25 protein-coding genes and 1 other annotated feature are annotated in these 25,993 nt (G+C 28.6%); of the genes, 17 read left to right on the top strand and 8 right to left on the bottom strand.

Annotated features, from left to right (window positions below; genetic code table 11):
• The first annotated feature begins 42 nt into the window (after positions 1-42).
• The 7 genes from flhA to ACQ3F0_RS05915 are packed head-to-tail and all read left to right on the top strand — an operon-like array spanning position 43 to position 6,280.
• On the top strand, positions 43-2,067 hold the full coding sequence (gene flhA, locus ACQ3F0_RS05945) for a flagellar biosynthesis protein FlhA (RefSeq protein ID WP_428864374.1): 2,025 nt from the start codon (positions 43-45) through the stop codon (positions 2,065-2,067).
• Positions 2,057-3,046 (top strand): flagellar biosynthesis protein FlhF, encoded by a 990-nt coding sequence (locus ACQ3F0_RS05940; RefSeq protein ID WP_428864230.1) that lies wholly within the window; start codon positions 2,057-2,059, stop codon positions 3,044-3,046. Before flhA ends, ACQ3F0_RS05940 begins: the two co-directional genes overlap by 11 nt.
• Entirely contained in the window at positions 3,043-3,927 is an 885-nt protein-coding gene (locus ACQ3F0_RS05935; RefSeq protein WP_428864229.1) for a MinD/ParA family protein, read from the top strand. The genes ACQ3F0_RS05940 and ACQ3F0_RS05935 overlap by 4 nt, the downstream gene beginning before the upstream one ends.
• A gap of 39 nt (positions 3,928-3,966) precedes the next feature.
• Complete coding sequence (locus tag ACQ3F0_RS05930) at positions 3,967-4,677, top strand: sigma-70 family RNA polymerase sigma factor (protein WP_428864228.1); 711 nt, start codon at positions 3,967-3,969, stop codon at positions 4,675-4,677.
• 30 nt (positions 4,678-4,707) lie between these two features.
• On the top strand, positions 4,708-5,349 hold the full coding sequence (locus tag ACQ3F0_RS05925) for a DUF6115 domain-containing protein (protein ID WP_428864227.1): 642 nt from the start codon (positions 4,708-4,710) through the stop codon (positions 5,347-5,349).
• Positions 5,350-5,363: 14 nt separating this feature from the next.
• Positions 5,364-5,525 (top strand): hypothetical protein, encoded by a 162-nt coding sequence (locus tag ACQ3F0_RS05920; protein ID WP_428864226.1) that lies wholly within the window; start codon positions 5,364-5,366, stop codon positions 5,523-5,525.
• On the top strand, positions 5,522-6,280 hold the full coding sequence (locus ACQ3F0_RS05915) for a flagellar hook-basal body protein (protein WP_428864225.1): 759 nt from the start codon (positions 5,522-5,524) through the stop codon (positions 6,278-6,280). The genes ACQ3F0_RS05920 and ACQ3F0_RS05915 overlap by 4 nt, the downstream gene beginning before the upstream one ends.
• Before the next feature lie 15 nt (positions 6,281-6,295).
• Here ACQ3F0_RS05915 and ACQ3F0_RS05910 read toward each other — a convergent pair whose 3' ends face one another.
• Together ACQ3F0_RS05910 and ispF are read right to left on the bottom strand one after the other, a co-directional pair.
• Complete coding sequence (locus ACQ3F0_RS05910; protein WP_428864224.1) at positions 6,296-6,523, bottom strand: alpha/beta-type small acid-soluble spore protein; 228 nt, start codon at positions 6,521-6,523, stop codon at positions 6,296-6,298.
• A gap of 86 nt (positions 6,524-6,609) precedes the next feature.
• Positions 6,610-7,077 carry a 2-C-methyl-D-erythritol 2,4-cyclodiphosphate synthase gene (ispF, locus tag ACQ3F0_RS05905; RefSeq protein WP_428864223.1) on the bottom strand — a complete coding sequence of 156 codons (468 nt, stop codon included), beginning with the start codon at positions 7,075-7,077 and terminating at the stop codon, positions 6,610-6,612.
• Positions 7,078-7,612: 535 nt separating this feature from the next.
• Here ispF and ACQ3F0_RS05900 point away from each other — a divergent pair.
• A complete protein-coding gene (locus ACQ3F0_RS05900) occupies positions 7,613-8,521 on the top strand; it encodes an alpha/beta hydrolase (RefSeq protein ID WP_428864222.1) in 909 nt (302 codons plus the stop codon).
• A 216-nt stretch (positions 8,522-8,737) separates the two neighbouring features.
• Here the strand turns inward: ACQ3F0_RS05900 and ACQ3F0_RS05895 are convergent, their stop codons facing one another.
• The gene (locus tag ACQ3F0_RS05895; RefSeq protein WP_428864221.1) at positions 8,738-9,154 is read right to left on the bottom strand and encodes a LapA family protein; all 417 of its coding nucleotides are present in this window, start codon (positions 9,152-9,154) and stop codon (positions 8,738-8,740) included.
• Positions 9,155-9,383: 229 nt separating this feature from the next.
• Positions 9,384-9,583 (top strand) — a binding site (T-box leader).
• 110 nt (positions 9,584-9,693) lie between these two features.
• Between ACQ3F0_RS05895 and ACQ3F0_RS05890 the strand changes: the two genes are divergently transcribed.
• From ACQ3F0_RS05890 to ACQ3F0_RS05875, 4 genes are all read left to right on the top strand, one after another.
• Positions 9,694-10,770 (top strand): pyridoxal-phosphate-dependent aminotransferase family protein, encoded by a 1,077-nt coding sequence (locus ACQ3F0_RS05890; protein ID WP_428864220.1) that lies wholly within the window; start codon positions 9,694-9,696, stop codon positions 10,768-10,770.
• Between the two features lie 22 nt (positions 10,771-10,792).
• Positions 10,793-12,382: a phosphoglycerate dehydrogenase gene (gene serA / locus ACQ3F0_RS05885; RefSeq protein WP_428864219.1), complete on the top strand. Its 1,590-nt coding sequence runs from the start codon at positions 10,793-10,795 to the stop codon at positions 12,380-12,382.
• Between the two features lie 13 nt (positions 12,383-12,395).
• Complete coding sequence (locus tag ACQ3F0_RS05880; protein ID WP_428864218.1) at positions 12,396-13,643, top strand: DUF1015 domain-containing protein; 1,248 nt, start codon at positions 12,396-12,398, stop codon at positions 13,641-13,643.
• A gap of 153 nt (positions 13,644-13,796) precedes the next feature.
• Complete coding sequence (locus tag ACQ3F0_RS05875; RefSeq protein WP_428864217.1) at positions 13,797-15,338, top strand: glucosaminidase domain-containing protein; 1,542 nt, start codon at positions 13,797-13,799, stop codon at positions 15,336-15,338.
• Between the two features lie 21 nt (positions 15,339-15,359).
• Here the strand turns inward: ACQ3F0_RS05875 and ACQ3F0_RS05870 are convergent, their stop codons facing one another.
• The gene (locus ACQ3F0_RS05870; RefSeq protein ID WP_428864216.1) at positions 15,360-15,839 is read right to left on the bottom strand and encodes an anti-sigma-I factor RsgI family protein; all 480 of its coding nucleotides are present in this window, start codon (positions 15,837-15,839) and stop codon (positions 15,360-15,362) included.
• Positions 15,840-16,052: 213 nt separating this feature from the next.
• Between ACQ3F0_RS05870 and ACQ3F0_RS05865 the strand changes: the two genes are divergently transcribed.
• On the top strand, positions 16,053-16,373 hold the full coding sequence (locus ACQ3F0_RS05865) for a thioredoxin family protein (protein WP_428864215.1): 321 nt from the start codon (positions 16,053-16,055) through the stop codon (positions 16,371-16,373).
• 56 nt (positions 16,374-16,429) lie between these two features.
• Here the strand turns inward: ACQ3F0_RS05865 and glgD are convergent, their stop codons facing one another.
• The gene (glgD, locus tag ACQ3F0_RS05860) at positions 16,430-17,536 is read right to left on the bottom strand and encodes a glucose-1-phosphate adenylyltransferase subunit GlgD (protein WP_428864214.1); all 1,107 of its coding nucleotides are present in this window, start codon (positions 17,534-17,536) and stop codon (positions 16,430-16,432) included.
• 14 nt (positions 17,537-17,550) lie between these two features.
• Positions 17,551-18,696, bottom strand: a complete 1,146-nt coding sequence (locus ACQ3F0_RS05855; protein ID WP_428864213.1) for a glucose-1-phosphate adenylyltransferase — start codon at positions 18,694-18,696, stop codon at positions 17,551-17,553.
• A gap of 275 nt (positions 18,697-18,971) precedes the next feature.
• Here ACQ3F0_RS05855 and ACQ3F0_RS05850 point away from each other — a divergent pair, with 275 nt between their 5' ends.
• The 3 genes from ACQ3F0_RS05850 to ACQ3F0_RS05840 all read left to right on the top strand — a co-directional run bounded on the left by ACQ3F0_RS05850 (position 18,972) and on the right by ACQ3F0_RS05840 (position 21,774).
• Positions 18,972-19,919: a DUF6263 family protein gene (locus ACQ3F0_RS05850; protein ID WP_428864212.1), complete on the top strand. Its 948-nt coding sequence runs from the start codon at positions 18,972-18,974 to the stop codon at positions 19,917-19,919.
• A 143-nt stretch (positions 19,920-20,062) separates the two neighbouring features.
• Complete coding sequence (gene pepT / locus ACQ3F0_RS05845; RefSeq protein ID WP_428864211.1) at positions 20,063-21,289, top strand: peptidase T; 1,227 nt, start codon at positions 20,063-20,065, stop codon at positions 21,287-21,289.
• A gap of 26 nt (positions 21,290-21,315) precedes the next feature.
• On the top strand, positions 21,316-21,774 hold the full coding sequence (locus ACQ3F0_RS05840) for a flavodoxin family protein (protein ID WP_428864210.1): 459 nt from the start codon (positions 21,316-21,318) through the stop codon (positions 21,772-21,774).
• Between the two features lie 64 nt (positions 21,775-21,838).
• Here the strand turns inward: ACQ3F0_RS05840 and ACQ3F0_RS05835 are convergent, their stop codons facing one another.
• Both ACQ3F0_RS05835 and ACQ3F0_RS05830 read right to left on the bottom strand, forming a co-directional pair.
• On the bottom strand, positions 21,839-22,816 hold the full coding sequence (locus tag ACQ3F0_RS05835; RefSeq protein WP_428864209.1) for a rhodanese-like domain-containing protein: 978 nt from the start codon (positions 22,814-22,816) through the stop codon (positions 21,839-21,841).
• A 420-nt stretch (positions 22,817-23,236) separates the two neighbouring features.
• Complete coding sequence (locus tag ACQ3F0_RS05830; protein ID WP_428864208.1) at positions 23,237-24,145, bottom strand: sulfurtransferase; 909 nt, start codon at positions 24,143-24,145, stop codon at positions 23,237-23,239.
• 260 nt (positions 24,146-24,405) lie between these two features.
• On the opposite strand from ACQ3F0_RS05830, the gene ACQ3F0_RS05825 reads away from it, so the two are divergent.
• Complete coding sequence (locus ACQ3F0_RS05825) at positions 24,406-25,956, top strand: ArnT family glycosyltransferase (RefSeq protein WP_428864207.1); 1,551 nt, start codon at positions 24,406-24,408, stop codon at positions 25,954-25,956.
• The last annotated feature ends 37 nt before the right edge of the window (positions 25,957-25,993 follow it).

Here is a 25,993-nt window from a genome sequence, read left to right as displayed (position 1 = left end):
GAAAACAAAAGTAATTCGGGTATTAAAAAAATTATTAATAATATGGATACCATTGTGGCATTAGGTGTGTTGGGTATTATAGCAATGATTATTTTACCAGTTAATCCAATTCTTTTAGATATATTATTGGTATTTAATATTACCTTTGCATTGATTATTTTTGTATTAACAATGTTTACAACAAGTATATTGGAGTTTTCTGTATTTCCTACTTTACTTTTAGTAACAACTTTATTTAGATTAGGATTAAATATTTCCTCTACCAGACTTATATTAAGTAATGGTGAAGCTGGATCAGTAATCCAAGCTTTTGGATCTTTTGTAGCAGGAGGGAATTATATAGTTGGAGCGATTATTTTTATTATTATTGTTGTAATACAATTTTTGGTTATAACCAATGGTGCAGGCAGAGTTTCGGAAGTTGCGGCTAGATTTACATTAGATGCTATGCCAGGTAAGCAAATGAGTATAGATGCAGATTTAAATGCTGGGTCAATAACTGATGTACAGGCCAAACAAAGAAGGGAAGATCTTCAAAGGGAAGCGGATTTTTATGGAACAATGGATGGTGCTAGTAAATTTGTAAAAGGAGATGCTATTGCTGGAATTATTATTGTAATAATCAATTTTATTGGTGGAATAGCTATATTTTCCATACAAAAAGGAGTAGGTATTTCAAAAGCGCTTGAGCAGTTTGGTATTTTGACAATTGGAGATGGTCTTGTAGGCCAAATTCCAGCACTACTGATTTCAATTGGAACCGGTATGTTAGTTACTAGGTCAAATTCAAAATCTGATTTTGGTACAGAAATGAGTCAGCAATTATTTGCCATGTGGAAGGTAATAGGTATAGTTTCAGCTTTATTAATAGCTGTTGGAAGCATACCGGCATTTCCTACTCCACCATTTTATTTAATGGCGGTAATTACTGGTGGTATATCTTATCTTTTATATCAAGATGAAAAGAATAAAGTAGTACAGGATGTTGTTGAAGTTAGTAATGAAGAAATTGAAGAGCCTCCGTCAGAAGTAAGAGTAGAGCAATATGAATCATTAGAAATAGAAATTTCTTATGACTTGATACCATTGGTGGATAAAGACTCAGGAGGAGATTTAGTTCAAAGAATTTCTTCTATGAGAAGACAAATTGCCAACGAACTTGGATTAGTTATAAGACCAATAAGAATTAGAGATAATTTGATGTTATCTCATAATGAATATTCTATAAAAATTAGAGGTATTGAAGTTGCAAAAGGTACTATAATCTATAATAAACTTTTAGTTATGGATCCAGGTAGTGATAATATAGATTTAGAAGGAATTCCAACTGTAGAACCAGCTTTTGGATTACCAGCATTATGGGTTGATGAAAAGCAGAAGGATATGGCTGAAATCAAAGGATATACAGTTGTTGATCCTACTACTGTACTTATAACTCACTTAAAAGAAGTAATAAAATTACACAGTCATGAGTTAATTACAAGACAAGATGTTAATGAACTAGTTGAGGGAATAAAAGAAGAAAATAGTGCAGTAGTTGAAGAATTAATTCCTGATTTATTAAGTTTAGGAGAAGTTCAGAAAATACTACAAAATCTTCTTAGAGAAAATGTTTCAATAAGAGATATGGTAACTATTTTAGAAACTTTAGCAGATTATGCAGTAAACACAAAGGATATAGAACTTCTAACTGAATATGTTAGATATAAGTTAGGAAGAAGTATTGTGATGGAGTTTTTAGATACAAATAAAAAATTAAATGTTATCACAATACATCCACAAATTGAAAAGCTTATAGGAGATAATATTCAAAAATCTATTCAGGGTTCATTCCCGGCAATAGATCCTAATATAAATACTAGGATACTCCAAAAAATACACAGTAATATTGATAATTTAGCAATGCAGGGAAAAGAAGCTGTAGTTTTAGCGGCACCTAAAATTAGACCTGCATTTAAAAGGATGATAGAAATTGCATTTCCTAAAGTTCCAGTTATTTCATTAAATGAAATACCAAATTATATAGATATCGAAGCTGTTGGGATGGTGAAATTGGATGATAGTTAAGAGGTACGTTGTTAATAACATGCAGGAAGCTATGCTTAGAATCAAAATGGACTTAGGCGATGATGCAGTCATAATAAGTGATAGATATATTAGTGAAGGTGGGTTATTTAAGGTTTTTAAAAAGAAAAAGCGAGAAGTAATTGCAGCTATAGATGAAGAAAAAGTTACAAGAAAAGATGAAGAAGATAGTAATAAGGAAGATATAAAAGTGAATTTCAATCTAGAAGAATTTTTTGAAACTATAGATTTGAACAAAGAAGTTCAAAATGAATTTTATAATTATTGTAGACAGAATGGGCTAAAAGAAAATAGAATAAATAAATTTGTTTTAAATGAATTTTTATGGGAACAAGTAAAACAAAATATTGAAATAAATGAGGATATTGAAAATAGAATATTATCTTTTATTGGACCTACAGGAGTTGGAAAAACAACGACTATTGCAAAGATAGCAGCAAAGGAATCTATAGTAAATAACAAAAAAGTAGGACTTATAACATTAGATACTTATAGAATTGGAGCAGTAGAGCAGCTAAAGACTTATGCTGATATTTTAAATATTCCATTAGAGGTTGTTGTTAAAAAAGAAGACATGCAAAAGGCATTAATAAAATTCAAAAAATATGATTTAATATTAATTGATTCAACAGGAAGAAGTTATAAAAATAAGGAACAAATTCAAGAATTAAATCAGTATATAGCTGGAATAGAGAATATGAGCACATATTTAGTAATTAGCTTAACAACTAAATATAGAGATATAAAGGCTATTATTGATAGTTATAGTTTAATTGGTTTTGATAAATATATACTCACAAAAATTGATGAAAGTTCAGGATATGGAAATATAATAAATATTGCTAAATATATTCAAAAGCCCTTATCACATTTATGTATTGGACAAAATGTACCTGATGATATTGAAAAAGCAACTATAGATAAACTTTTTTATTATATTTGGGGAGAGATTAGAGTATGATAGATCAAGCACAGAATCTAAGAAAAATGGTTTTTTCAAAACAAAATTCTATTAAAGATGATACATCAAAACAAAGTGATAGTATATTAGTATATACGATTACAAGTGGAAAAGGTGGAGTTGGTAAAAGTAATTTTACAGTTAATCTAGCTTTGCAAATGCAGAGAAGAGGGAGAAAAGTTTTAATAATAGATGCTGATTATGGAATGGCTAATATCAATATACTTTTAGGGATATCAATAAATAAAACTCTTCATGATGTTATATTCAAAGGAGTACCATTAGAAGATGCAATTATTGAAAATGAAGATGGGATAAAAATAATATCTGGAGGTTCAGGACTGCTTGAAATGACAGAGTTAAGTAATGAAAAACAGCAGAGATTAATTGATGGACTTTCAAAACTAGATAATATAGATACTATTTTGATAGATACCAGTGCAGGTGTATCCAAAAATTTATTATCATTTATATCTTTTTCCCAGGAAATGATTTTAGTTACTACACCTGAGCCTACATCATTAACTGATGCGTATAGTTTAATGAAAATTGTATCCAAATTACAAATAAAGAATTCTATAAAGGTTGTAATAAACAAGGCTCAGAGTAAAAAGAGTTCGGAGCTTGCTTTTGAAAGATTAGAAAGAGCAGTTATGAGATTTTTAGATATAAAATTAGAGAAAATCGGATATATATCAGAGGATAAAAAGGTTCAAGAGGCTGTTATGACGCAAGTACCTTTTACAAAATCATATCCAAAATGTACTGCAAGTGAGAATGTTTTATCTATTATTGATAATTTATTTAATGAGCATACTTCGAAAAAAGAATTAAGTTCAATGAAACAAGTGATTAGTAGAATGTTAAAAGTATTTTCATAAGAAGAAAATTAGGTGATATAATTGAAGGTAACTTATACTATGGAAAATTCTAAAAGAGAAGAAATGATAATTAAACATTTGCCTTTAGTCCAAAAAATTTCAAGAAGCATAAAATTAAATAATAATATGAGTATTACACGAGAAGACCTTTATAGTGTTGGGATAATTGGACTTATGGAAGCGGTAGATAAGTATGATTGCAATAAGAATGTTACATTTCCAACATACGCTACTTTGAGAATAAAAGGTGCTATGATAGATGAAATAAGAAAGCAATCAAATATATCTAGAGGAAAAGTAAAAAAAATCAATGAATATAATAATGCACTAAATCAATTAAGGCATGAGCTTTTGAGGGAGCCAAAAGATAATGAAATAAGTAGTTATTTAAACATAAATATTCAAGAATTATATAAGATAAAAAATTCTGCAGCAGATATTGCAACATATTATTTAGAAAAAAGTATATCTCCTGAAACGGAAAATGAAACGAGTTTAAAAGATTTATTAATTGATACAAAACAACTGTCTCCAGAGGACGATTGGTTATTAAAAGAAAAAAAGTTGTTATTAGCAAATGCAGTAGAACAATTACCTGAAAGAGAAAAAATAATATTGAATTTGATTTATAAAGAAGAACTGTCTTTAAAAGAAATTGCATATGTTATGGAAATATCTATATCAAGAGTATCACAAATTCATGGTAGAGCACTTAAAAGATTGAGAGTTAGTTTAGAAAATAGAATCTAAAGAGAATCTTTATATGTTAGGAGAATACAAATGATTTATATAATGCTAATTATTGGTATTGTAATATTAGGATTTGGAGTAATTCTACAAAAAAGAGAGTATGCTGATAATATAAGTGATAACTATAATGATATTTTTGCTGATGAAAAAGAAGTAAAAGAAGAGTCAGTGGATTTTAAGGAATTAGTTGAGAAAAAAATAAGTGAAAAAGAAATTAGTAATGATTTAGAAAATAGATACCATGGAGAGGAAATAATCCATGCAAAATTGGATAAAATTGAAGAAATGTTAGTTTCTATTTCAGATATTACTGATAAAGAAAAAAAACTATTAAGCATAGAAAAAGAATTGTTAAAAAGAGAAAGAGCTATAAAAAGAAATGAAAATAGAATAGATAAATTAGTAGAAGCTAAAGTGAAAAACCTTTCTAAAGGAAAAAGCGCTACTAAAACTAACTCTACTGGAGATAAAAATAAAACTAAAAGTGTAACAAATACTAGAAATACAACTAAGGAAATAGAAAAAAATACTAGTAATAAAAGTAAAGAGATAGATAAAATTAGAAATTTAGAAGAAGAAGGAAAAAGTCTTGAAGAGATAGCGTCTGAATTATCTATGGGTAAAGGGGAGGTATTATTATTAAGAAATTTACAAAAGCAATTAAAAAAATAATTGCACCTAAAACCATGATAGGAATTGGAATTGGAATAATAATTACATGTTTAATATTAATGCCTTTTGTTAAAACATATGATAGTAGTTATGTAGAAAAGAAGGCAAGAGAGTTTGGAATGGTATATCCAGATGAAGTAAAAGTACTAGAAAATAGTGAGGTGAATAGTAAATGATTAGAGGAATCGAGGCATCACATTCTGCTATGAAATATTTACAGAAAAAGCAAGATATAGTTGCTAATAATATTTCGAATACGGGAACTGTAGGATTTAAGGAACAGATAATAACTGCAAAATCTAAGGAAAAAATGAATATAATAAACAGAAGTACAGGAGAAGAAGTGGGTTTTACAAATCCTGGAGTAGAGTCTAATAAACTTTATGAAATATCTGATCAAGGAACTATAGTAGACACAAGTATACAAACAGACTTTGCTATTTTTGGTGAAGGATATTTTACAGTAGAGATGACAGATGGTAGTTATGGATATACAAGAGATGGTAGCTTTAATTTTGATGTAAATGGAAGATTGGTAACTGCCAAGGGATATCCTGTAATTGCAAAAGATATCGCTACTGGTAGAAAAACTTATATAGAAGCTGATGAAGGCAATATTAAGGTTAATTCTGACGGTTCTATAGGCAATACTAGGACAGGAGGGACAAAGTTTAGTGTAGTAAAATTTGAGAATCCTCAGTTATTAACTAGAATTGGTGAAAACTTATATGCATCAGGTAATAATCAGCCTCAAGAGAACATTACATATACTGTTAAGCAGTTTTCTTTAGAAAATTCTAATGTTGATATGGCAAGTCAAATGATAAAGATGCTAGAAGTTAGTAGGGGATATTCTGCAAATCAGAGAGCTATAAAAGCTAATGACGAAACATTACAAAAGGCTGTAAATGTATTAGGCTCATTAAAATAACCCATGATTTATGGGTTATTTTTTATTGGCCATTTTTCTTTCTTGTTCAGCAATCATTCTTTTGACCATTTCTCCACCAACATTTCCTCCGCTCCCCATGTTACCTGCTACTTTTGAAGAAACGGAACCCATGTAAGGGTGATTTGAATCGTCATTCATTTCTACACCTAAGTCATTAGCTACTTCTGTTTTGAATTTATCAAGGTTTGCTTTTGATTCTGGAACTACTGGTCTCTTAGACATAATATAAACTCCTCTCAGTATTTCGGAAACTATTAATAGTTTTCCTAATAGAGGATTATTTATTTATATTATCAAAAATAATTTGTTTATTGAATCAAACAAATACTTTGGCAAGAAATGCCGGAACCAGATCCAGTAAAACCTAACCCTTCCTCCGTGGTTGCTTTCACATTAATACTAGTTGTTGGTATGTTTAAAGAATTGCTTATGTTTTCAACCATTTTAGTGATATGAGGGGCCATTTTGGGTTTTTGAGCAACAATAGTAGCATCTATGTTTATTATTTTATAACCGTTATCTTTTAATATATCTCTAACTTTTTCTAAAAGTAAAAGACTAGATATACCTTTATAACCATTATCAGTATCAGGAAAGTGTCTTCCAATATCACCTAGAGCGGCTGCACCTAATAGACTATCCATAATAGCATGAAGTAAAACATCTGCATCTGAATGACCTAATAAGCCTTTTTCAAAAGGAATATTTACACCGCCTAAAATCAAATCTCTATTTTGAACTAATTTATGAACATCATAACCCATTCCAACTCTCATTTTGTACCTCCATGTATAATAAATTTTAATATATTATAACATAAAACTTTATTGATAAAGATAAATGTTGTAAGAATGATTTATTGAGATAGTGGGGAATTGAAATAGATTATGAACTAGTTGACGGTTGACTATAAATTGCTTCGCAATTTACAATTATTGTGTATAAAAAGAAGCATTAATTATAATAAATTAATGCTTTGAAAATGGGCTAAGCACTAAAATGCTCAATTAAACATATGATATTTTATTAGGGATTATACCAAAGATTTAATATAAGTTATCCACAGAAATATGGGTTATTAAGATAATTAATAACAGATAATTTAATAATTATAAACATGTATGTGAATAATGTGGATAACTTTTTGAATCATATTATGACAAATAGTGACTTTGTAATGGGGCAAAGCTTATATAAAGATTAAAAACTACATAATGTGTGATTTGGTTAACAATAAGTTAACAAGTTATACACAGGGTAATTGTGGACAATGTGGATAACTTGGTGTAAATTATAATTGGGGGGAGTAATATGAAAATACTGTTAATTATGTTATTTATATTTTTAGTAGTTTTTATAATCTATAAAACAGTTTCGTTTTATTATTCTGAGTTTGTTACTATGAAAGTTCGAGCTTATGATAAGTTATATCAGGAACAGCTTTCTAAAGAATTATTTGATGATAAGTATTATGAATCTTTAATAAAGGAAGATATATGTATAACTACTGATGATGGTCTTAAACTTAAGGGCATTTACTTTAAAGCAAAGCCTAATTCTCATAAAACTATAATTATAGTACATGGAATTACAGTTAATATGGCTACATCAATTAAATATATGCAGATGTTTGCTAAAAGAGGATGGAATGTTTTGATATATGACCATAGAAGACATGGCAAAAGTGAAGGTAGGCTCACAACATACGGATATATGGAAAAGTATGATTTGGATAAGTGGGTAAACTGGGTAAAAGATAAAGAACCTAATAATCGCATTTTGGGATTACATGGTGAATCAATGGGGGCAGGAACAGTTCTTCAGTATGCAGGTATAAATAAGTTTGTAGATTTCATTATTGCGGACTGTGGTTTTTCAGATCTTAATAAGTTAGTGAGAATAAGAATGAAAGAAGATTATCATTCTTTCTTAATTCCATTAATCTCATTGGCTGATATTAGAGTTTATAGAAAAGCAAAATTTAAGATAAAAGATATATCTCCTATTAATATAATAAAAAATTCAAGTATTCCAACATTATTTATTCATGGAAAAGAGGACAGATATGTACCTACTTTTATGAGTGTTGAAATGTATGAAGCTAAAAAAAATAATAAAAAATTATACTTAGCTGACGGTGCTAAGCATGCAGATTCTATTAGGGTTGATAGAGAAAGATACGAGAAAGAAGTTTTTGATTTTATTAATGAGTACTTTTGAAATAAAAGACGAAGAACATCAGTGACAAGTTAAGGTTGATTTTCTTGCAGAAAATCTTTAACTAAGCTTTTATCATCTTCGATGATGGAATAATGTGCTTTTGATAACGCAAAAGTAATCTTTTTATCTTTTGTCTAATTAAAAGCTTTCGTTTACTAAAGGTATCCACAACTTATCACTTGAAACTTGTCACTATAAATATTACGAACAAGGGAATTAATATTCCAAGTTCTTTTCAGTTTCAATATTTTCAATTGTTTGAGTATTTTCTACATGGTCAATTTCTTCAGTTTCTACTAGTTTGTTTTCGGGTTCAGATATAGTTTGTTGGTTAAGTACTGAAAGTGATGATTCTAAATCATTGATTTTACTTTTAAGATCGTTATTTTCATCTTCAATAACTTTCAGGTCTTTATTAGCTTTTTTTAAACTAATTTTGACTTTTAGATTTTTGTAAAAACCTAATATTGCAACTATAATGGCACCGCAAATTGCAGAAACAAAAATAACTAATGCTTGTGATATTTCTACGTTTGTAAATAAAAAATTAATGTTAACTGCAGCAGAGTTTTGAATAGCAAATATTGTAATGATTATTGCAAATATTAAAGAAAAAATAAATCCTAATTGCATTTATTTACCACCTTCCTAATAACACTTAATTCAATGCACAGTTATAATATATCGTCAACTGTAACTTAGAATTAAATTATTTTAAAGCATAATCTACTTTTATTATAATATAAATATAGTGAAAATATAAAAGATTTTTACTAAAATTAATGTAATTCTAATAAAAAACAATAGATTTTAAAAAAATTACTTGCATTATTATCGACAATTAATTATAATTATACGTAAATTAAAAGCTAAGAAGGGTAGTAGTAAATTTACATTCTATTAAAGAGAGCTAATGTTTGGTGGAAATTAGTATAGAATTTTATTGAATCCGACCTGGAGCTGTGTAGGGGTAATAACTTACACCGGGAGACCGTTAATCTTTGAGGCTGAGAATATCAGCAAATTAAGGTGGTACCACGCGACTATTATAGCGTCCTTTGAGTAATCAAAGGCGCTTTTTTTATATAATTTTTTATAGAAGATAGGGGATTTATGGATGAAACTACGAAGTAGGTCATCTATATGCTACTGAATAAGAGGGGGTAATAAAAGTGGAAGGAAAATTATTAATGACACCGGGGCCAACAAGAGTACCTGATAGGGTTCTAAGAAAGATGTCTGAGGCAGTACTTCATCATCGAACAATAGAATATTCAAAAGTATTTGGAGAATTATCAGAAAGATTAAAGTACGTGTTTCAAACTGACAAAACTGTTTTGACGTTTCCTGCTGTAGGGACAGGCGGATTAGAAAGCGCTATAGTTAATATGTTTTCTGAAGGGGACAGAGTATTAGTTGTATGTACAGGCGTTTTTGGAGAAAGATTTGCTACTATTGCTAGAAACTATAGACTAAAAGTTGATACTATAGATGTTGAATGGGGAAAATCAGTATCATTAGATCAAATAGAAGAAAAATTTGATGATAATATTTATAAAGGATTAATAGTTACACATAATGAAACGTCTACTGCAGTATTAAATCCTATTGAAAAGATAGGGGAATACATGAAAGATAAAAATGCATTATTTATTGTTGATTCAGTAAGTGGACTAGGTGGACTTGACATAAAAATGGATGAGTGGAATATAGATGTTTTAATAACAGCATGTCAAAAGGCTTTGATGTCACCTCCGGGACTGGCTTTTGTAGGGGTATCAGATAAAGCTTGGGAAAGAGCACAAGAGTCAAAAATACCTAAATATTATTGGGATTATATCAATTGTAGAAAATATTTAGAAAAAGTAAATCCTCAGAATCCTTATACACCAGCAGTTTCGTTAGTTTCAGCTACTAATGAAGCGTTGAAAATGATTCAGGAAGAAGGATTGCAAAATGTATTTAAAAGGCATGAAATTTTAGCTACTAGATTACGAAAAGCTACCAATGATATGGGATTAAAAATTTTTACTGATTCAAATAGTTTATCTAATAATTTAACGGCTTTTACATTTGAAGAGCAAGGAAAGGCAATAGAAATTAAAAAAAGAATGGAAGAAGAATATAACATTGTTATTTCTGGAGGACAGGCACATTTAAATGGAAAAATGATTAGAATAGGTCATATGGGGTTTGTTGACCAAGAAATGATTGATTTAACTGTTAATGCATTAAAAAATTGTTTATAGAATAAAAAAGGGGGCTTTATTAATGAAAAATAGAATTATAATAGCTGAGAAGATTGATGATATTGGTATAGAAATGCTACAAAAAGAATTTGATGTTGATGTATGTATAGGTATAGCAAGAGAAGATTTACTAGAAAGAATAGAAAATTATGATGCACTTGTTGTTAGAAGTGCGACAAAAGTAAATGCTGAGTTGATGGATAAGGGTAAAAAACTAAAAATTGTAGGAAGAGCTGGAAATGGTATTGATAATATTGATGTTCCAGAAGCTACTAAAAGAGGGATAATTGTTGCGAATACTCCAGATAGTAATACGATATCAGCATGTGAAATAGCTATTGGATTAATGTTTGCTCAGGCTAGGGATATTCCTCTTGCCGATAGACAGTTAAAAGAAGGAATTTGGGGTAGAAATTCATTTGCAGGTACTGAATTATTTAATAAAACATTAGGAATTGTTGGTGTTGGAAGAATTGGCGCTTTAATGGCAAGAAGAATGAAGGCTATGGGTATGAAACTTATAGGTTATGATCCATATATATCTGATGAAAGATTTAAAAGATATGATGTTGAAAAAAAGGAAACTCTTGATGAATTATTAGTGGAAGCAGATTTTATAACTATTCATACTCCACGTACGGAAGAAACCATTGGGATGATAGGATACAAAGAATTTGAATTGATGAAACCTACAGCAAGAATTGCCAATGCAGCTAGAGGAAAAATTATTGACGAGGAAGCTTTATATTATGCATTAAAAAATAAAAAAATTGCTAGTGCAGGACTTGATGTTCATGCAAAAGAACCTAGAGGAGAATCTCCACTAAATACATTGGATAATATAGTTCTAACTCCGCATATAGGGGCTAATACAATTGCTGCTCAAAAAAATGTAGGTTTGTCTATAGCAGAGCAAGTCAAGAATGGTATTCTAGGTAACATAGTTGCTAATGCTGTGAATTTACCTGGTATGAATAGAGATGAGTTCAAACATATTCAGCCTTATTTGGGTCTTATGGAATCATTAGGAAAATTATATTATCAAATAAAGAAAGAATCTGTAAAATTTGTTGAAATAAATTATTGGGGTGATGTGGCTAAAGGAGAAGTAGAATTAGCTGATATTGCATTCTTAAAAGGATTATTAGAGCCTGTTATGGGAGAGCAAGTGAACTATATAAATGCAAAGATATGTGCAAATCAAGCAGGGGTTGGTTTGAATGTTAAGAGTTTTAGTGATAATTATAATAATTATTCTAATTTAGTAAGAATCAAAATAATTAATAAAGACATGGAAGAGTTTACTTTATCAGGAGCTATTGGAACAAATGCAGAAGGAAAATTAGTAGAAATAAACGGATATGAAGCTGATGCAAAACTTACAAATCATATGCTATTCATTCAAAATAAGGATGTACCGGGGGTTATAGGTAGCGTAGGTACATTAGTAGGAACATGTGGGATAAATGTTGCTACTATGCAGGTTGGTAGAAAAGTAAAAGGGGACAAAGCTTTTATGGTATTAAATGTTGACGAAAAAATTAGTAAAGAAAATATTCAAAAGTTCAACGATGTAGAAGATGTAATTTGGGCTAAATCTATTCAGCTATAGGGGAGAATTTGATATGGTTTATGTTAAAGGATTTAAAGCTATTAGGCCAAAGAAAGATTTGGCTAATAAAGTTGCTGCATTACCTTATGATGTTATGAGTAGTAGTGAAGCAAGAAAGATGGTTGAAGGAAATCCATACTCATTTCTTCACGTAGATAGAGCAGAGATTGATCTGGACGAAGATACAAATATATATGATAAAAAAGTTTATGAGAAAGCACGAGAGAACCTTTATAATATGTTAAATAACGATGTGCTTATTCAAGATAGTAAAGAATGTTTGTATATTTATAGGCTTATCATGAATGGTAGAATCCAAACAGGGTTAGTCGTAGCAGCTTCAATAGATGATTATTTAAATAATAAAATAAAAAAACATGAATATACTAGAGAAGAAAAAGAAAGAGATAGAATAAATCATGTTGATTATTGTGATGCTAATACAGGACCAATATTTTTAACTTACAAGAAGAATGATAGAGTTAGCTCTATAATTGAAGAGTGGACAAATAATTATAAGCCAGAGTATGATTTTGTTGCACAAGATGGTATAACACATATGGTTTGGGTTATCAATGACTCTGATAAAGTTAATGAACTTTTGGAATTATATAAGGACTTAGATAGTTTATATATTGCTGATGGGCACCATAGGTGTGCATCAGCTGCAAAAGTAGCTCTTATGAGAAGACGTGAGAATCCAGACTATCTTGGAATGGAGCCATTTAATTATTTTTTATCTGTTGTATTTCCAGATGAAGAATTAAATATTATGGATTATAACAGGGTTGTTAAGGATTTAAATGGACTAACGGATCTTGGCTTTTTAAAAAGAGTAAAAGAAAGTTTTTTTGTAGAAGAATACAAGAATATAGGTTGCTTTAAACCAGAAGAAAGAAATTCTTTTGGAATGTATTTAAACAACAAATGGTACGTATTACGAGCAAAAGATACTATTGTAAATAATGATGATTTAGTTGAACGTTTAGATGTTTCAATTCTACAAAATTACTTGTTAGATCCTATATTAGGAATAAAAGATCCTAGAAAAGACGATAGAATAGATTTTGTAGGAGGAATTCGAGGTCTTGAGGAATTAGAAAAAAGGGTTGAGGATGGGATGAAGGTAGCATTTTCAATGTATCCTACTTCTATAAAAGAATTGATGGATATTGCGGATAATGACAAAGTTATGCCCCCAAAATCAACTTGGTTTGAACCAAAGCTAAGAAGTGGATTATTTGTTCATAAATTAAAATAATTAAGAAAAAAGCATATTTTGTATGCTTTTTTCTGTTATTGTAGGATGAAAATTAATATAAAGTTTAATTTAATAAAAAAATTATTTTAATTATTGAATATTTATTGAAGAGATTAACCAAATAATGTACAATCTTCTTAGGGGGTGCTAGAGTTGAATAAAAAATCAAAATATATTAAAGTAAGTGCAGTAACACTTGTGGTATTAATTGCTATTTTATTTATTGGAAAAGATAAAGCTATAAGTTCAAATAGATTTTCAGACAAAATTGATATTGCAACAAATAAAGTATGGACTATTAAATTTGATGCGGAAATTGATCCAAATTGTATAACAACAGATACAATTTCCATAGTTGACAGTAATGGAAATAAGGTAGCGGCTAATATATCTATTGGAAGTGATAATAAATCTATCTTAATAGACCCACCAATTGACTGTTATGTACCTGGTAAAGATTACTTTATTGAAATTAATCAATCATTAAGATCTGTACAAGGTATAAATCTTACTGAGTCAATAAGCATGAAATTTAATACTACAGAAAAATTTTTAGATTCAACTTCATTTTCCGATTTACCCGTAGTAAATAGTTTTAAAATTGCACAACAACCAGCTATAGTTAATGAAAGATTAGACTTTAATGTTACTTCAAATACTTCGGAGGCTGTACAATATAGAGCATATATATACAAATATCCTAACAACGTATATGACCCTACATATAAGTATTCAAATATCCCTTATGTAGAAATAACTAATGGATATAGTAATGCAATACAAGGAAATACACCTCAAACTTTTACAAAACAAGAGGGATTATCTGAAGGAAAGTATAAACTGATGGTTTTTGTTAGAAAAGCTGGGGCAGAAGGAAGTCATAAAAATGAATATACCGACTATGATAATTTTTATTCCACTTATTTTAGAGTTTTGAATAAAGATATAATAACGAACCATTCAGAAAATGAAACTATTAAGTTGATTAATTATGATAAGACTTTAGAACAGGTTGTAAATGAAGAGTATTTAAGAGGAAGAGCATTACATGACCATGGGTTAAAGTGGATAAAGGCTAGTGAAAATATAATTGGATATTATATGAATCCTGCTAATTTTTTGAACGAATATGGCAAGTATATGTTCTTAGATTTAAGATATATGGAAGGTGTATCTGCTCAGGATTTAGATAATTTACTTGTAGGAAAAGGTGTGTTAGAAGGTCAAGGACAAGTATTCTTAGATGCAGCGCTAGCAAACAATATTAATCCAATCTATCTAGTTTCTCATAGTTTATTAGAATGTGGATATGGGGAATCTCAACTTGCATCAGGTATTTCTGTGTCTGAGGTAAATGGACAACCTGTCGAAGAAAAAATTGTATACAATGTTTTTGGTGTACATGCTTATGATAGTAATCCTAATAAATATGCATCTGAATATGCTTATGAACAAGGTTGGTTTTCTGTAGCAGAAGCAATTGCAGGAGGGGCTCAATATATAGGCAGTTCTTATATAAATAACTCAATGTATAATCAAAACACATTATATAAAATGAGATATAATGTTGATAAAAACTGGCATCAATATGCAACAGATATTGCTTGGGCATATAAACAAATAAAGAATATAAGCTCATTGATAGAAAGTTGTGGAAATCCGCAACCTATATATGAGATACCAGTATACAAATAAAAATCCGCTCTAAGCGGATTTTTATTTGTAATCAGAGCCATTTTGATTAATAATTAATTTTAGTTTTTTTGTATTCATAAAATCTTTAAATTCAGTTATATCAAGATAAATTTTTTTATCACTAGTTAAATAAATGGTTATAGGTTTTTTATAAGGGAAGTAGCTCTCATCTATAATTTTAGAGGATTCATAGTAAGTTATGATTTCTTTTAATGCATCATTAATTTCCCAATTAAATAAATCTGTGTCATTAACAACTGTATTACTACTTTGTCTTAAAGGTTTTATTTTAATAACCTTATTATACTTATTGACATTTATATATATTCTACGAGGAGAATCTAAAATTACTGTAGATACTGGTTGGAAATATTGAAATACTCCATATATTGATGTTAAAAGTATTATTAAAGCTAGTGGGATGATTAATAAGTAAAATTTTTTAGGATTTTGTTTTTTCTGTGCAATTTTATCTTTAAGTACAATAACATTGTTACCCATATTTAGAATCTCCTTTTTTAACTAATTATAATTATAAAGATTTAATAATTTGATTTAAGTTTCATAAAAGTATAATATTAATTCTATAAGATTTAATTTGATAGAATTATAAGTATATTAATTAAATACCTTTAACTAAAAATTATATACCAGTAATGTTTATTCTTATTATAACAAAACTTATCTAAATAAGTAATTACAAAGGAGGCTTTTATGGAAAAAATTTATTCAATAGAAGAAGTAAAGAAAATAATAGATCATAATGAGTTCGTTTTCTTATATATTAGTGGGCCTAAGTGTAGTGTATGTACTGCGTTAAAGCCAAAAATTAACGAGGTCTTAAATAAGTATGAGAGAATCAAATCTATTGAAATGAATATTAGTGATAATGAACATATTTCAGGGGAATTCTCAGTATTCACTATACCTGCAATTATTGGGTATTTTAAAGGTAAGGAGATACTAAGAGAGGCTAGGTTCATAAGTGTATTAGAACTAGATAAGAAGTTAAATAGGTATTATGATTTTTTGTAATAAATAAAGAACCAACGAAAAATGGTTCTTTATTTATCTGAAAAGAATTTATATTTTTAGTAAGTTCGTTTTTCGATTACAACAGGATTTTCTGTATCACCTTTGAGTTCTTTTCCTCGTTCTATTATTACGTTTTTGTCTAAAATAACATTTTCCAGTCTAGCATTTTCTTTTATAACGCAGTTTTGCATGATTATAGAGTTTTTGACTTTAGCCCCTTTTTCAATAACAACTCGTCTAGATATTATACTATTAGACAAGTCTCCATCAATTATACACCCATTAGCAACCATAGAGTTATTAACTGAGGATATATCACTATATAAAGTAGGTGGAGCATCTTTTACTTTTGTATAAATTGTGCGGTCTGTGAAAAATAATTCTTTGTTTACTTTTGATTTAAGCATATTCATATTTGCATTGTAGTAATCTTCTATTGAAGCGATTCTTTCTAGGTGTCCTTCGAAACCATATGCTTTTATTGATAAATTTTTAACATTTTCACATATATAATCAGATATTGAACTATAGTATCCCGTAGAGATACATTCAGCTAGGATATCTAATAAAGTTTGTTTTTTTATTAGGTACATATTCATAGAAATGTTAATCTCATCTTGACTTCCTATATTATTACCTATACTTAAAACATTACCGTCATCATCAATATTCAATGTTTGATTTCCTTGAAATTTAGATTTTCCATTATTTATTTTTTTATAGATAAGAGTAATATCATTGTCATGTTTTTCATGATACTTTATAGCTTTCTTATAATTTACATTACAAATCATGTTAGAGTATGAACAAATGACCTGTGTTTGAGGACTTCTATGCAAATAATCAATATTATTTTTTAGTAAGGATATATCACTTCTATGGTATATTGAATTATGCATATTAAACAAGAACAAACCATTTCTTCTTCTATCTAAATCCCAATCCTTACCAGAACCTAAGTGATCTATTAAGGATCTAGAATTGCTGTTTGTAAATATCCCAATGTTTCTAACTCCTGAGTTAACCATATTAGATAGTGTAAAATCAATAATTCTATATCTTCCACCAATAGGGATTGAAGCTAGAGGTCTTTTTTTTGTTAAACTTTTAATATTTGATTCATCTTCAATCAAGCTTACTATTCCCATATAATCTTTTATCATAATGTCCCCCTATTCTATTTTATAACTGAGTTAGATTTTATTTCAGCATTATCTGCTACAACGGTTATGTCTTCAGCATTCCCAACAACTGAGTTTCTTCTAACGGTTACTTCAGTTGCAATAATACTTTTTCTCACTATAACATTATCACCGATTTTAGTATTTGCCATAACTACAGAATCTTCAATTATACTATTCTTACCTACATGTACACCAGGGAAAAGAATAGAATTTTTTATAGAACCATGAACAGTACAGCCTTCAACTAGCAAAGAGTTTTTGATTTTTGCAGAAGGTCCTATATATTGAGGTGGCTTATTTGGATTAACAGAGTAAATCTTCCATGACCTATCATATATATTTAATTCATTTTCAGGGTTTATCAGATCCATATTTGCTTGCCAATAACTTTCAATTGTACCTACATCTTTCCAATAACCATCAAATGGATAAGCATATAGTTTCATCTCGTTATTTAATAGTTTAGGTATTATGTTTTTGCCAAAGTCGTGGCTAGAGTGTTTGTCTTTTGCATCATCAATTAAATATTTTTTTAATACTTTCCAGTCAAAAATGTAAATTCCCATACTTGCATTTGTACTTTTTGGATGTTCTGGCTTTTCCTCAAATTCATATACCTGTCCATTTTCTTTGGTATTCATAATTCCAAACCTGCTTGCTTCTTCTAAGGGGACATCAATTACAGCAATAGTTGCTGTTGCATCTTTTTCCTTATGAAATTTCAACATTTCTGAATAATCCATTTTGTAGATATGATCTCCAGAAAGAACTATGATGTATTCAGGGTCATATGTATCTACAAATTGGATGTTTTGGTAAATGGCATCAGCAGTTCCCATATACCAATATCCACCATCCTGTTTCATATGAGGAGGAAGAATACTAACACCACCATTATTTCTATCTAAATCCCAAGGTGTGCCAATTCCAATATGGGCGTTTAGTTCGTGGGGTTGATATTGAGTTAGTATTCCTATAGTGTCTATACCAGAATTAGAGCAATTACTTAGTGCAAAATCAATAATTCTATATTTGCCGCCAAATGGAACTCCTGGTTTAGCGTTACTTTTTGTTAAGGCTTTTAAACGTGTACCTTGTCCACCTGCTAAAATCATTGCAATGGTTTCTTTTTTAAGCAATAAAAACACCTTCCTTTTCGAGTGTGATAAACCATAAATATACAATAATAGAAAAATTAAAGTTATAATAATATATTACAATATTTAGCAAGTGTAATCAACAAAATATGGAAATTTTATTAAAAATATAATAGAAATAAAATTAATTATTAATTGGAGTAAATATTCAGAAAATAAAAAAAATAATAAAAATTGCTTAAAAAATAAATACTAATAGTTGAGTAAGGATATTTAACTATCATATATTCTTACAAGATTACATAGGAGGGGTAATATTGAAAAAAAAATTAAGATATAAAATTTTGATTGTTGTTTTATCATTTATTTTTCTCATAGGGTGTACAACGAAAAAGGTGGAAGTAAAATTAAAATTAAAAAATGGAGATATGTTACAAGTTGAAGAGAATACTGAAAAGAATTATACAAATGAAATTGAAGAAGTAACAAATGTAAATAGTTTAAAAAAGAACGTACTTTATAGCTCTCTTGTAAAATCAATTGATGAAAGAAAGAACATCAATATGATGGTGACTATTAAAGAATTAACCGTAAGCTACGTAATGAATAATGGAGATATATTTGAATATAGTTCTAATTTAAATACGGAGCAAAATAATAAGATCGGAAAGATTTTCTCTTACTTAATGGATAAAAGTTTTGAAGTTTTTATATCTGAACAAGGAAAAATAAATGATATAGTTGGTCTTGATGAGATAATTAATAAAAGTATAGAAAATATTGAGTTTTCTTCTCAAGAAGAAGAAGAGATGTACTCAAAAATAATATTCGAAGAATTTGGAAGAGAGAATACTATAATGAAATTAAATAACCTAAATGATGTTTATAAAGATGAAGCTGTAAAAGAAGGTGAAAGTTGGGATAAAAAAGGCGAATTTAAAGAGATTGTATTTTTTGATACTAAGGGAGAGTATAAATTGGAGAGTGTTTCAGATAAAAATGGAAAAATAAAAGAAAATACGAAATTGAAATCTAATAAAGAAAAAAGTAAGTTAACTATAGAAAATTTCATATATAATTTTGATTTAACAGGTGAAGAAAATGGTGAGATATATCTTGATACAGAAACTGGAATAATAAAGAATGCGGATTTAATGTATAAATCTGAAGGAATAGTGAAAGTAACCTCTGAAAATCCAGATGAAGGAGCAAAAGAGTATCCATTAAAAATTACTGTTAAGCATTCTATAACAATAAATAAATAACTAATACTAGTTGTAAGGTTTAAATTGTAAGCGATAAGCTTACTTGGTGTTTATAATCAAAACTGTCTTTGTTATTACCATAAAATTCATTTATAATATATTTAAAGAAGTTTATATACAATTTAATAAACAGGGGGAAAAAAATGTATAATGTTAAAGAAAGATTTTTGAAATATGTAAAGATAAATACTAAATCAAATGATGATTCTAAGTGTACTCCTAGTACGGAAGGACAATTAATTTTTGCAAAAGATTTATCAGAGGAATTACAGCGTATAGGATTAAAAGAAGTGACGGTAGATGCAAACGGATATGTAATGGCTACATTACCTTCTAATATTGATAAAAATGCTCCTGTGATAGGTTTTATTGCACACATGGATACAGCGCCTGATTATTCTGGAGAAAATATAAATCCTCAAATTATAGAAAACTATAATGGAGAAGACATACTTCTGAATAAAACAAAAAATATTGAAATGAAGGTCAGCGAATTTCCAGAGTTAATACAATATAAAGGAGATACATTAATTACAACTGATGGTACTACTTTGTTAGGTGCAGATGATAAAGCGGGAATAGCTGAAATAATAACAGCAGTGGAGTATATGTTAAAAAATCCTGAAATAAAGCATGGAAAAATAAGAATAGGATTTACTCCTGATGAAGAAATAGGAGCTGGAGCAGATCACTTTGATGTAGAGAAATTTGGGGCCGATTTAGCGTATACTATAGATGGTGGAAAAATAGGTGAACTTCAATACGAAAATTTTAATGCTGCTGGTGTTAAGGTAGTGGTCAAAGGAAGAAATGTCCATCCTGGAGATGCGAAAAATAAAATGATAAATTCAATATTGGTTGCAAATGAGCTATTAAGTTTACTTCCAAATAATCAAGTACCAGAAAAAACTGAAGGATACGAAGGTTTTTATTACTTGAGCAATTTAAATGGAACAACAGAAAAAACAGTTTTAAAATTGATAATAAGAGATTTTGATAAAGAAAGTTTTAATAAAAGAAAAGAATATATGATGCAAATATCTAAAAAAATAAATGAAATATATGGTAATAACATAGTGACTACTGAAATTAAAGATCAATACTATAATATGAAAGAAAAAATTAAAGATAAAATGTATATCATTGATAATGCAAAAATAGCTATGGAAGAATGTGAAGTAAAACCAGTAATAGAACCTATAAGAGGTGGTACTGATGGAGCGAGACTATCCTTTATGGGACTTCCAACGCCGAATATATTTACTGGTGGCCATAATTTTCATGGTAGATATGAGTTTATACCAGTGAGTTCTATGGAAAAAGCAGTGGATGTAATTATTAAGATATCTGAAGCTTACACAAACTTATAATTTGCAACTAAAAAAGGGGGGATTTTATGAGTAAAACATTAGTAATATATTATTCAAGATCAGGAAAAACTAAAAAAGTAGCTGAAAGTATTGCTAAAAAACTGCATGCTGATTTACAGCAGATTATCGATAATAAAAAAAGAAGTGGGCTATTTGGTTTTATTTGTTCAGGAAGAGATGCTATGAATGAGAACTTAGCTGATATCCAAGAAATTCATGTCAATATAAATGACTATGATAAAATAATTATTGGGACACCAGTATGGGCCTCAAGGATTGCAACACCGGTCTTAGAATTTATTAAAAAACAGAAGAATAATATAAAAGAATACTCTTTGTTTTATACTCAAGGAGGACCAGGAGACAATAAAATAGAAAGTCAATTAGATAAATATTTAAATACAAAACCTGAAATAATAGTAGGTATTGTAGGTAAAGACTTTAAAGAAAATACGTACGAGGAAAAACTAAAGATATTAGTATAATTAAGAGTGCTTTATAAATGAATTTAAAAAAAAGAATCAAGGGAATCCTTGATTCTTTTTTATCCTATTGTACTACTTCAAAACCTTTATTGCCCCATCCCATTCCAGGATTAGCTTTTTCCATGCCCATACCACCGTTTAATGATACAGCGTCAAGTCCTAGTAATCTTAAAGCAGCAACTGTTTGACCAGCAGTTTGTCCAGTGTAACAATAAACTACAATAGTTTTGTCAGTAGGTAATGTACCGAATTGTTCAGCCATATCATTACCCCAAGGAATATTTGTAGCTCCTTCTATATGTCCAGCAGCAAAATCTTCAGCACTTCTGATAGAAAGGAATACTATTGTATCATCACCAGTATCAACAGCTTTTTTTGCATTATCTTCACTGATTTTATAGTTCTTGAATTGAGTTTCTTTAACATCAGCTAAACCTGCGTAGTATTCTTTGATAGCTTTTTCGATATCTGCATCAATAGATAATGCTTCAACTTCAGGAAATTCAGTAACTGTAGTTTCAGTTACATCTTCATAACCTTCAACTTTAGAAATTCCTAACATCCATCCTAAGTTAACTGATTTTGCATCAAAACCTGCCATGTTTAATAAAGCAACAGTTTGTCCAGCAGTTTGACCTGTGTAACAATAAACCATTATTGTTTTATCACTAGGAAGTTTGTCAAGATTATCACTAATTGCAGTTCCCCATGGGGCATTTACTGCACCAGTAATATGACCAGCAGCATAATCTTCAGCAGTTCTGATATCTAATACAAAAATATCTTCACCAGCTTGAACTTTTTCGATGAACTTAGCTTGATTTATTTTGTAAATGTCTTCTGGCATGCTTGTAAAGTAGTCGTTTACAGCCACTTCTATTGCTGATTTTTCAACTTCTTTAGTAGTGTCATCAGTTGTAGCTTCTGAGTTAGTAGTGTTGTTTTTAGCATCGTTTGTAGTTGTATTTTTGTTACCACAAGCAGCTAATGAAAATGTAAGTACTAATGCTAATATTACGGATAAAAGTTTAGTTCTTTTCATTTTATATCCCCCTTAAAGATATTAATTGTGTTATTTTTTTCACATTTATATTATACCAAGTAATTTATGTGTTTCATAAAGCAAAAATGTTATATTACATTAAAAAAACTAATAGAGTAATTTTGGATGCAATAATTATAAATTGCGAAGAAGTCGAAATTTATAGTGACAAGTTACAAGTGATAAGTGATAAGTTCATGATACCTTTCGTAAACGAAAGCTTTTAATTAAACAAAAGATAAAAAGATTACTTTTGCGTTAGCAAAAGCACATTATTCCATCATTAACTTGTCACTTGTAACTTATCACTTGTAACTGAGTTGTTTCGCTTTTTATTTCAAGCGCGAACTCTATTTTAGATATTAACACCGCCTAAAACTTAATCAAAATAAAAAGCAGACATATATGCCTGCTTTAATGCTAAGAATTATCTTGCTCATTTGATTCAATTTTATTCTCTACTGGTGTTTGGACTGGTAATGATTCATCAGAAGACCATTCAACCCATGCTCCGTCATAAAGTTTTAAATTTTCATAACCTGCATTATATAACGCAAGATATGTTTGAGCACCTCTTATAGAGGTTTTACAATACATCATTACTGTATTGTCTGGAGTAATATCATTTTCAAGATACAATATTTTTAAATCTTGAATTGACTTATAAGTTCCATCAATATAATTGTTTTCTGCATAATCGATTAGTACTGAACTTGGAATTGTTCCAGCGTTGAATTCATCTAAAGACCTAGTATCAAGTATAACAACATTATCACTAGGATCATTAATTTGAGCCTTAACATCATCTAAAGTAGCAATCATGTTTTGATTTTTTTCTTTTGCTGTATAATTTGATTTAGTTATAGCTGTTTTTTCAGAAGTAATTTCAGCACCTGCTTTTCTTAAAGCTTCCAAGCCGCCGCTAACCACTTTTACATTTTCATGTCCATAAACTCTCATTGACCACCAAAGTCTTGCAGAATCCATATTATCATTTGTATCATAAATGATAACAGTTGAATCGTTAGAAATTCCCGTTGAATTCATAACTTTTTCAAATTGATCTTTGTTTGCCAACATGTTTGTAAAAGGATCATTTTTTACAATATCTATTCTAGCAATATTTACAGAACCTTTAACATGTTCTTTAGAATATGGAACAGATTTTTGAGTGTCTACAATTACAACGTTATCACCTTTTATTAGTTCAATAGCAGCTTTAGCGTCAATTATGTATTCACCTTTTTGAGAGGCTGTAGAACATCCTGTAAAAGTAAACACTAAAATAGAGATTAAAACGATAGATAGAAACTTTGATAGATATTTCATAAACTATCTCCTTCCTTCTTTAAATCTAATATTTTTGAATTGAGTTTGTTAATATTTATACAATATCTCTAGTTTTATTATACTTTATAATGAAATGCTTTTGATATAAAAAATACTTATAGTACATTTAATTATCAAATAAGAATTTTATGCTTACGTATATGCTAGGAAATAACTATTTAATAATTGTTTAATAAGAACTTTAACATGTTGATTTGCATTTTATTGATGATATAATTTGTAGTAAAGGAGTGGTCATATTGCAAGTACGTAAATTGGAAAATATGTTTATACTTATTTACATAACTATATATTCCTATGTTAATGTATTATTTTTAGAAAAATATCCATTCATTCATTCTGATGAGGTTTGGCTAGCGGGTTTAACAAGAAATATGATGGAAAATAAAAGCTTTTCAGTTACTGAAAGTTTTTTTGATTTGTATCCTAGAGCACCTCATGCAATAAAGATGTTTTTTCATGGCTTTCAAATGATCTTTATAAAACTTTTTGGATATAATATATTTAGTGTAAGGCTTATGTCTCATATATTTGGAATAATATCTTTATTGTTATTTTATAAATTATGTTTATTAATATTTAAATCTAGTAAGATATCTATAGCTTTAACAATTTTAATGAGTTTAGATAGTCAATTTATATATGCATCTCATTTTGGTAGGAATGAAATACTAATATTTCTTATGATCATTGTATCCTTATTTTATTTTTTTAATAACATAGAATCTTTAAATTATAAACATGATATAGTAGCTGGGATTTTGACGGGGATTTCTATAGGATTTCATCCCAATGCTTTTATGATTTTTATTTCAATGATTTTTGTTTATTTATTTTATATATTTATAAGAAAGAAGAAAACAATAAAGAATTTAATTCTTTATTTTGCCATTGTAAGTATTTTTGGCATTATTTTTATTTTAGTAAGTTTAAAATTTAATATTAATTTTTTTAGAGATTATTTTGAGTATGGAAAGCAATTTGGAGTTAACTACCCAATTGAATCAAAGATAAATCAGATTAAGTTTTTTTATATAAAATTATTTTATGGTATAAGTGGGACTTATTATACTCCTGATATCAAATTTCAACTCATATTGTTTTCAATTGCGTTTTTTACATCAATATTAAAGTTAATATTTATTGAAACTGATAATGAGAATTTTATTTCTCCTATAATTTTGTTTGTGCTAGGCATAAATATGGGGATTATTTTAATTGGTAGGTTCAATCAAACAAGTGTGATATTTATATTTCCTTTTCTTTATATATTAATATACTATTGCATTAAAAGTTCAAATTTTAAACTAAATATATTAATATTTTTGGTTTTATCGTCAATTCTAGGTTATCAAAGTTATAAAAATATTGTTTATTATAAAGATAATAACTACGAAAGTTATTTAACTGAAATATCAACAGTAGTACCTAATAATGCAGAAGTTTTAGGAAATCTTAATAGCGAATTTTATTTTGATAATAAAGTGTTTCATGATTATAGAAATTTAGGCTATCTAAAAGAAGCAAATAAGAGCTTTGAAGAATACATAACAGAGAATAAAATACAATATATAATTTATCCTGAAGAAATGGATTTTATTTATGAAAAAAGACCAAAATGGAATGGTTTATATGGTAATGTAGCATATTACTATGAAGATATGCAGAATTTTTTTGAGCACAGATGTGAACTCCTCCATGAGTTTAGTGATAAAGTGTATGGAATGAGAATAGTAAGATATATTAATACTAAAGATTGGAATATAAAGATTTATAAAGTAGTACGTTAAGGAGTTGACAGTTGACAGTGAAAGGTCTCCAATACTG

Source organism: Clostridium sediminicola (assembly GCF_050402865.1).
In the GTDB taxonomy this organism is placed as follows: domain Bacteria; phylum Bacillota; class Clostridia; order Clostridiales; family Clostridiaceae; genus Clostridium_AF; species Clostridium_AF sediminicola.
The sequence above is the reverse complement of the archived record's forward strand: the minus strand, read 5'-3'. Positions and strand labels throughout refer to the sequence as shown.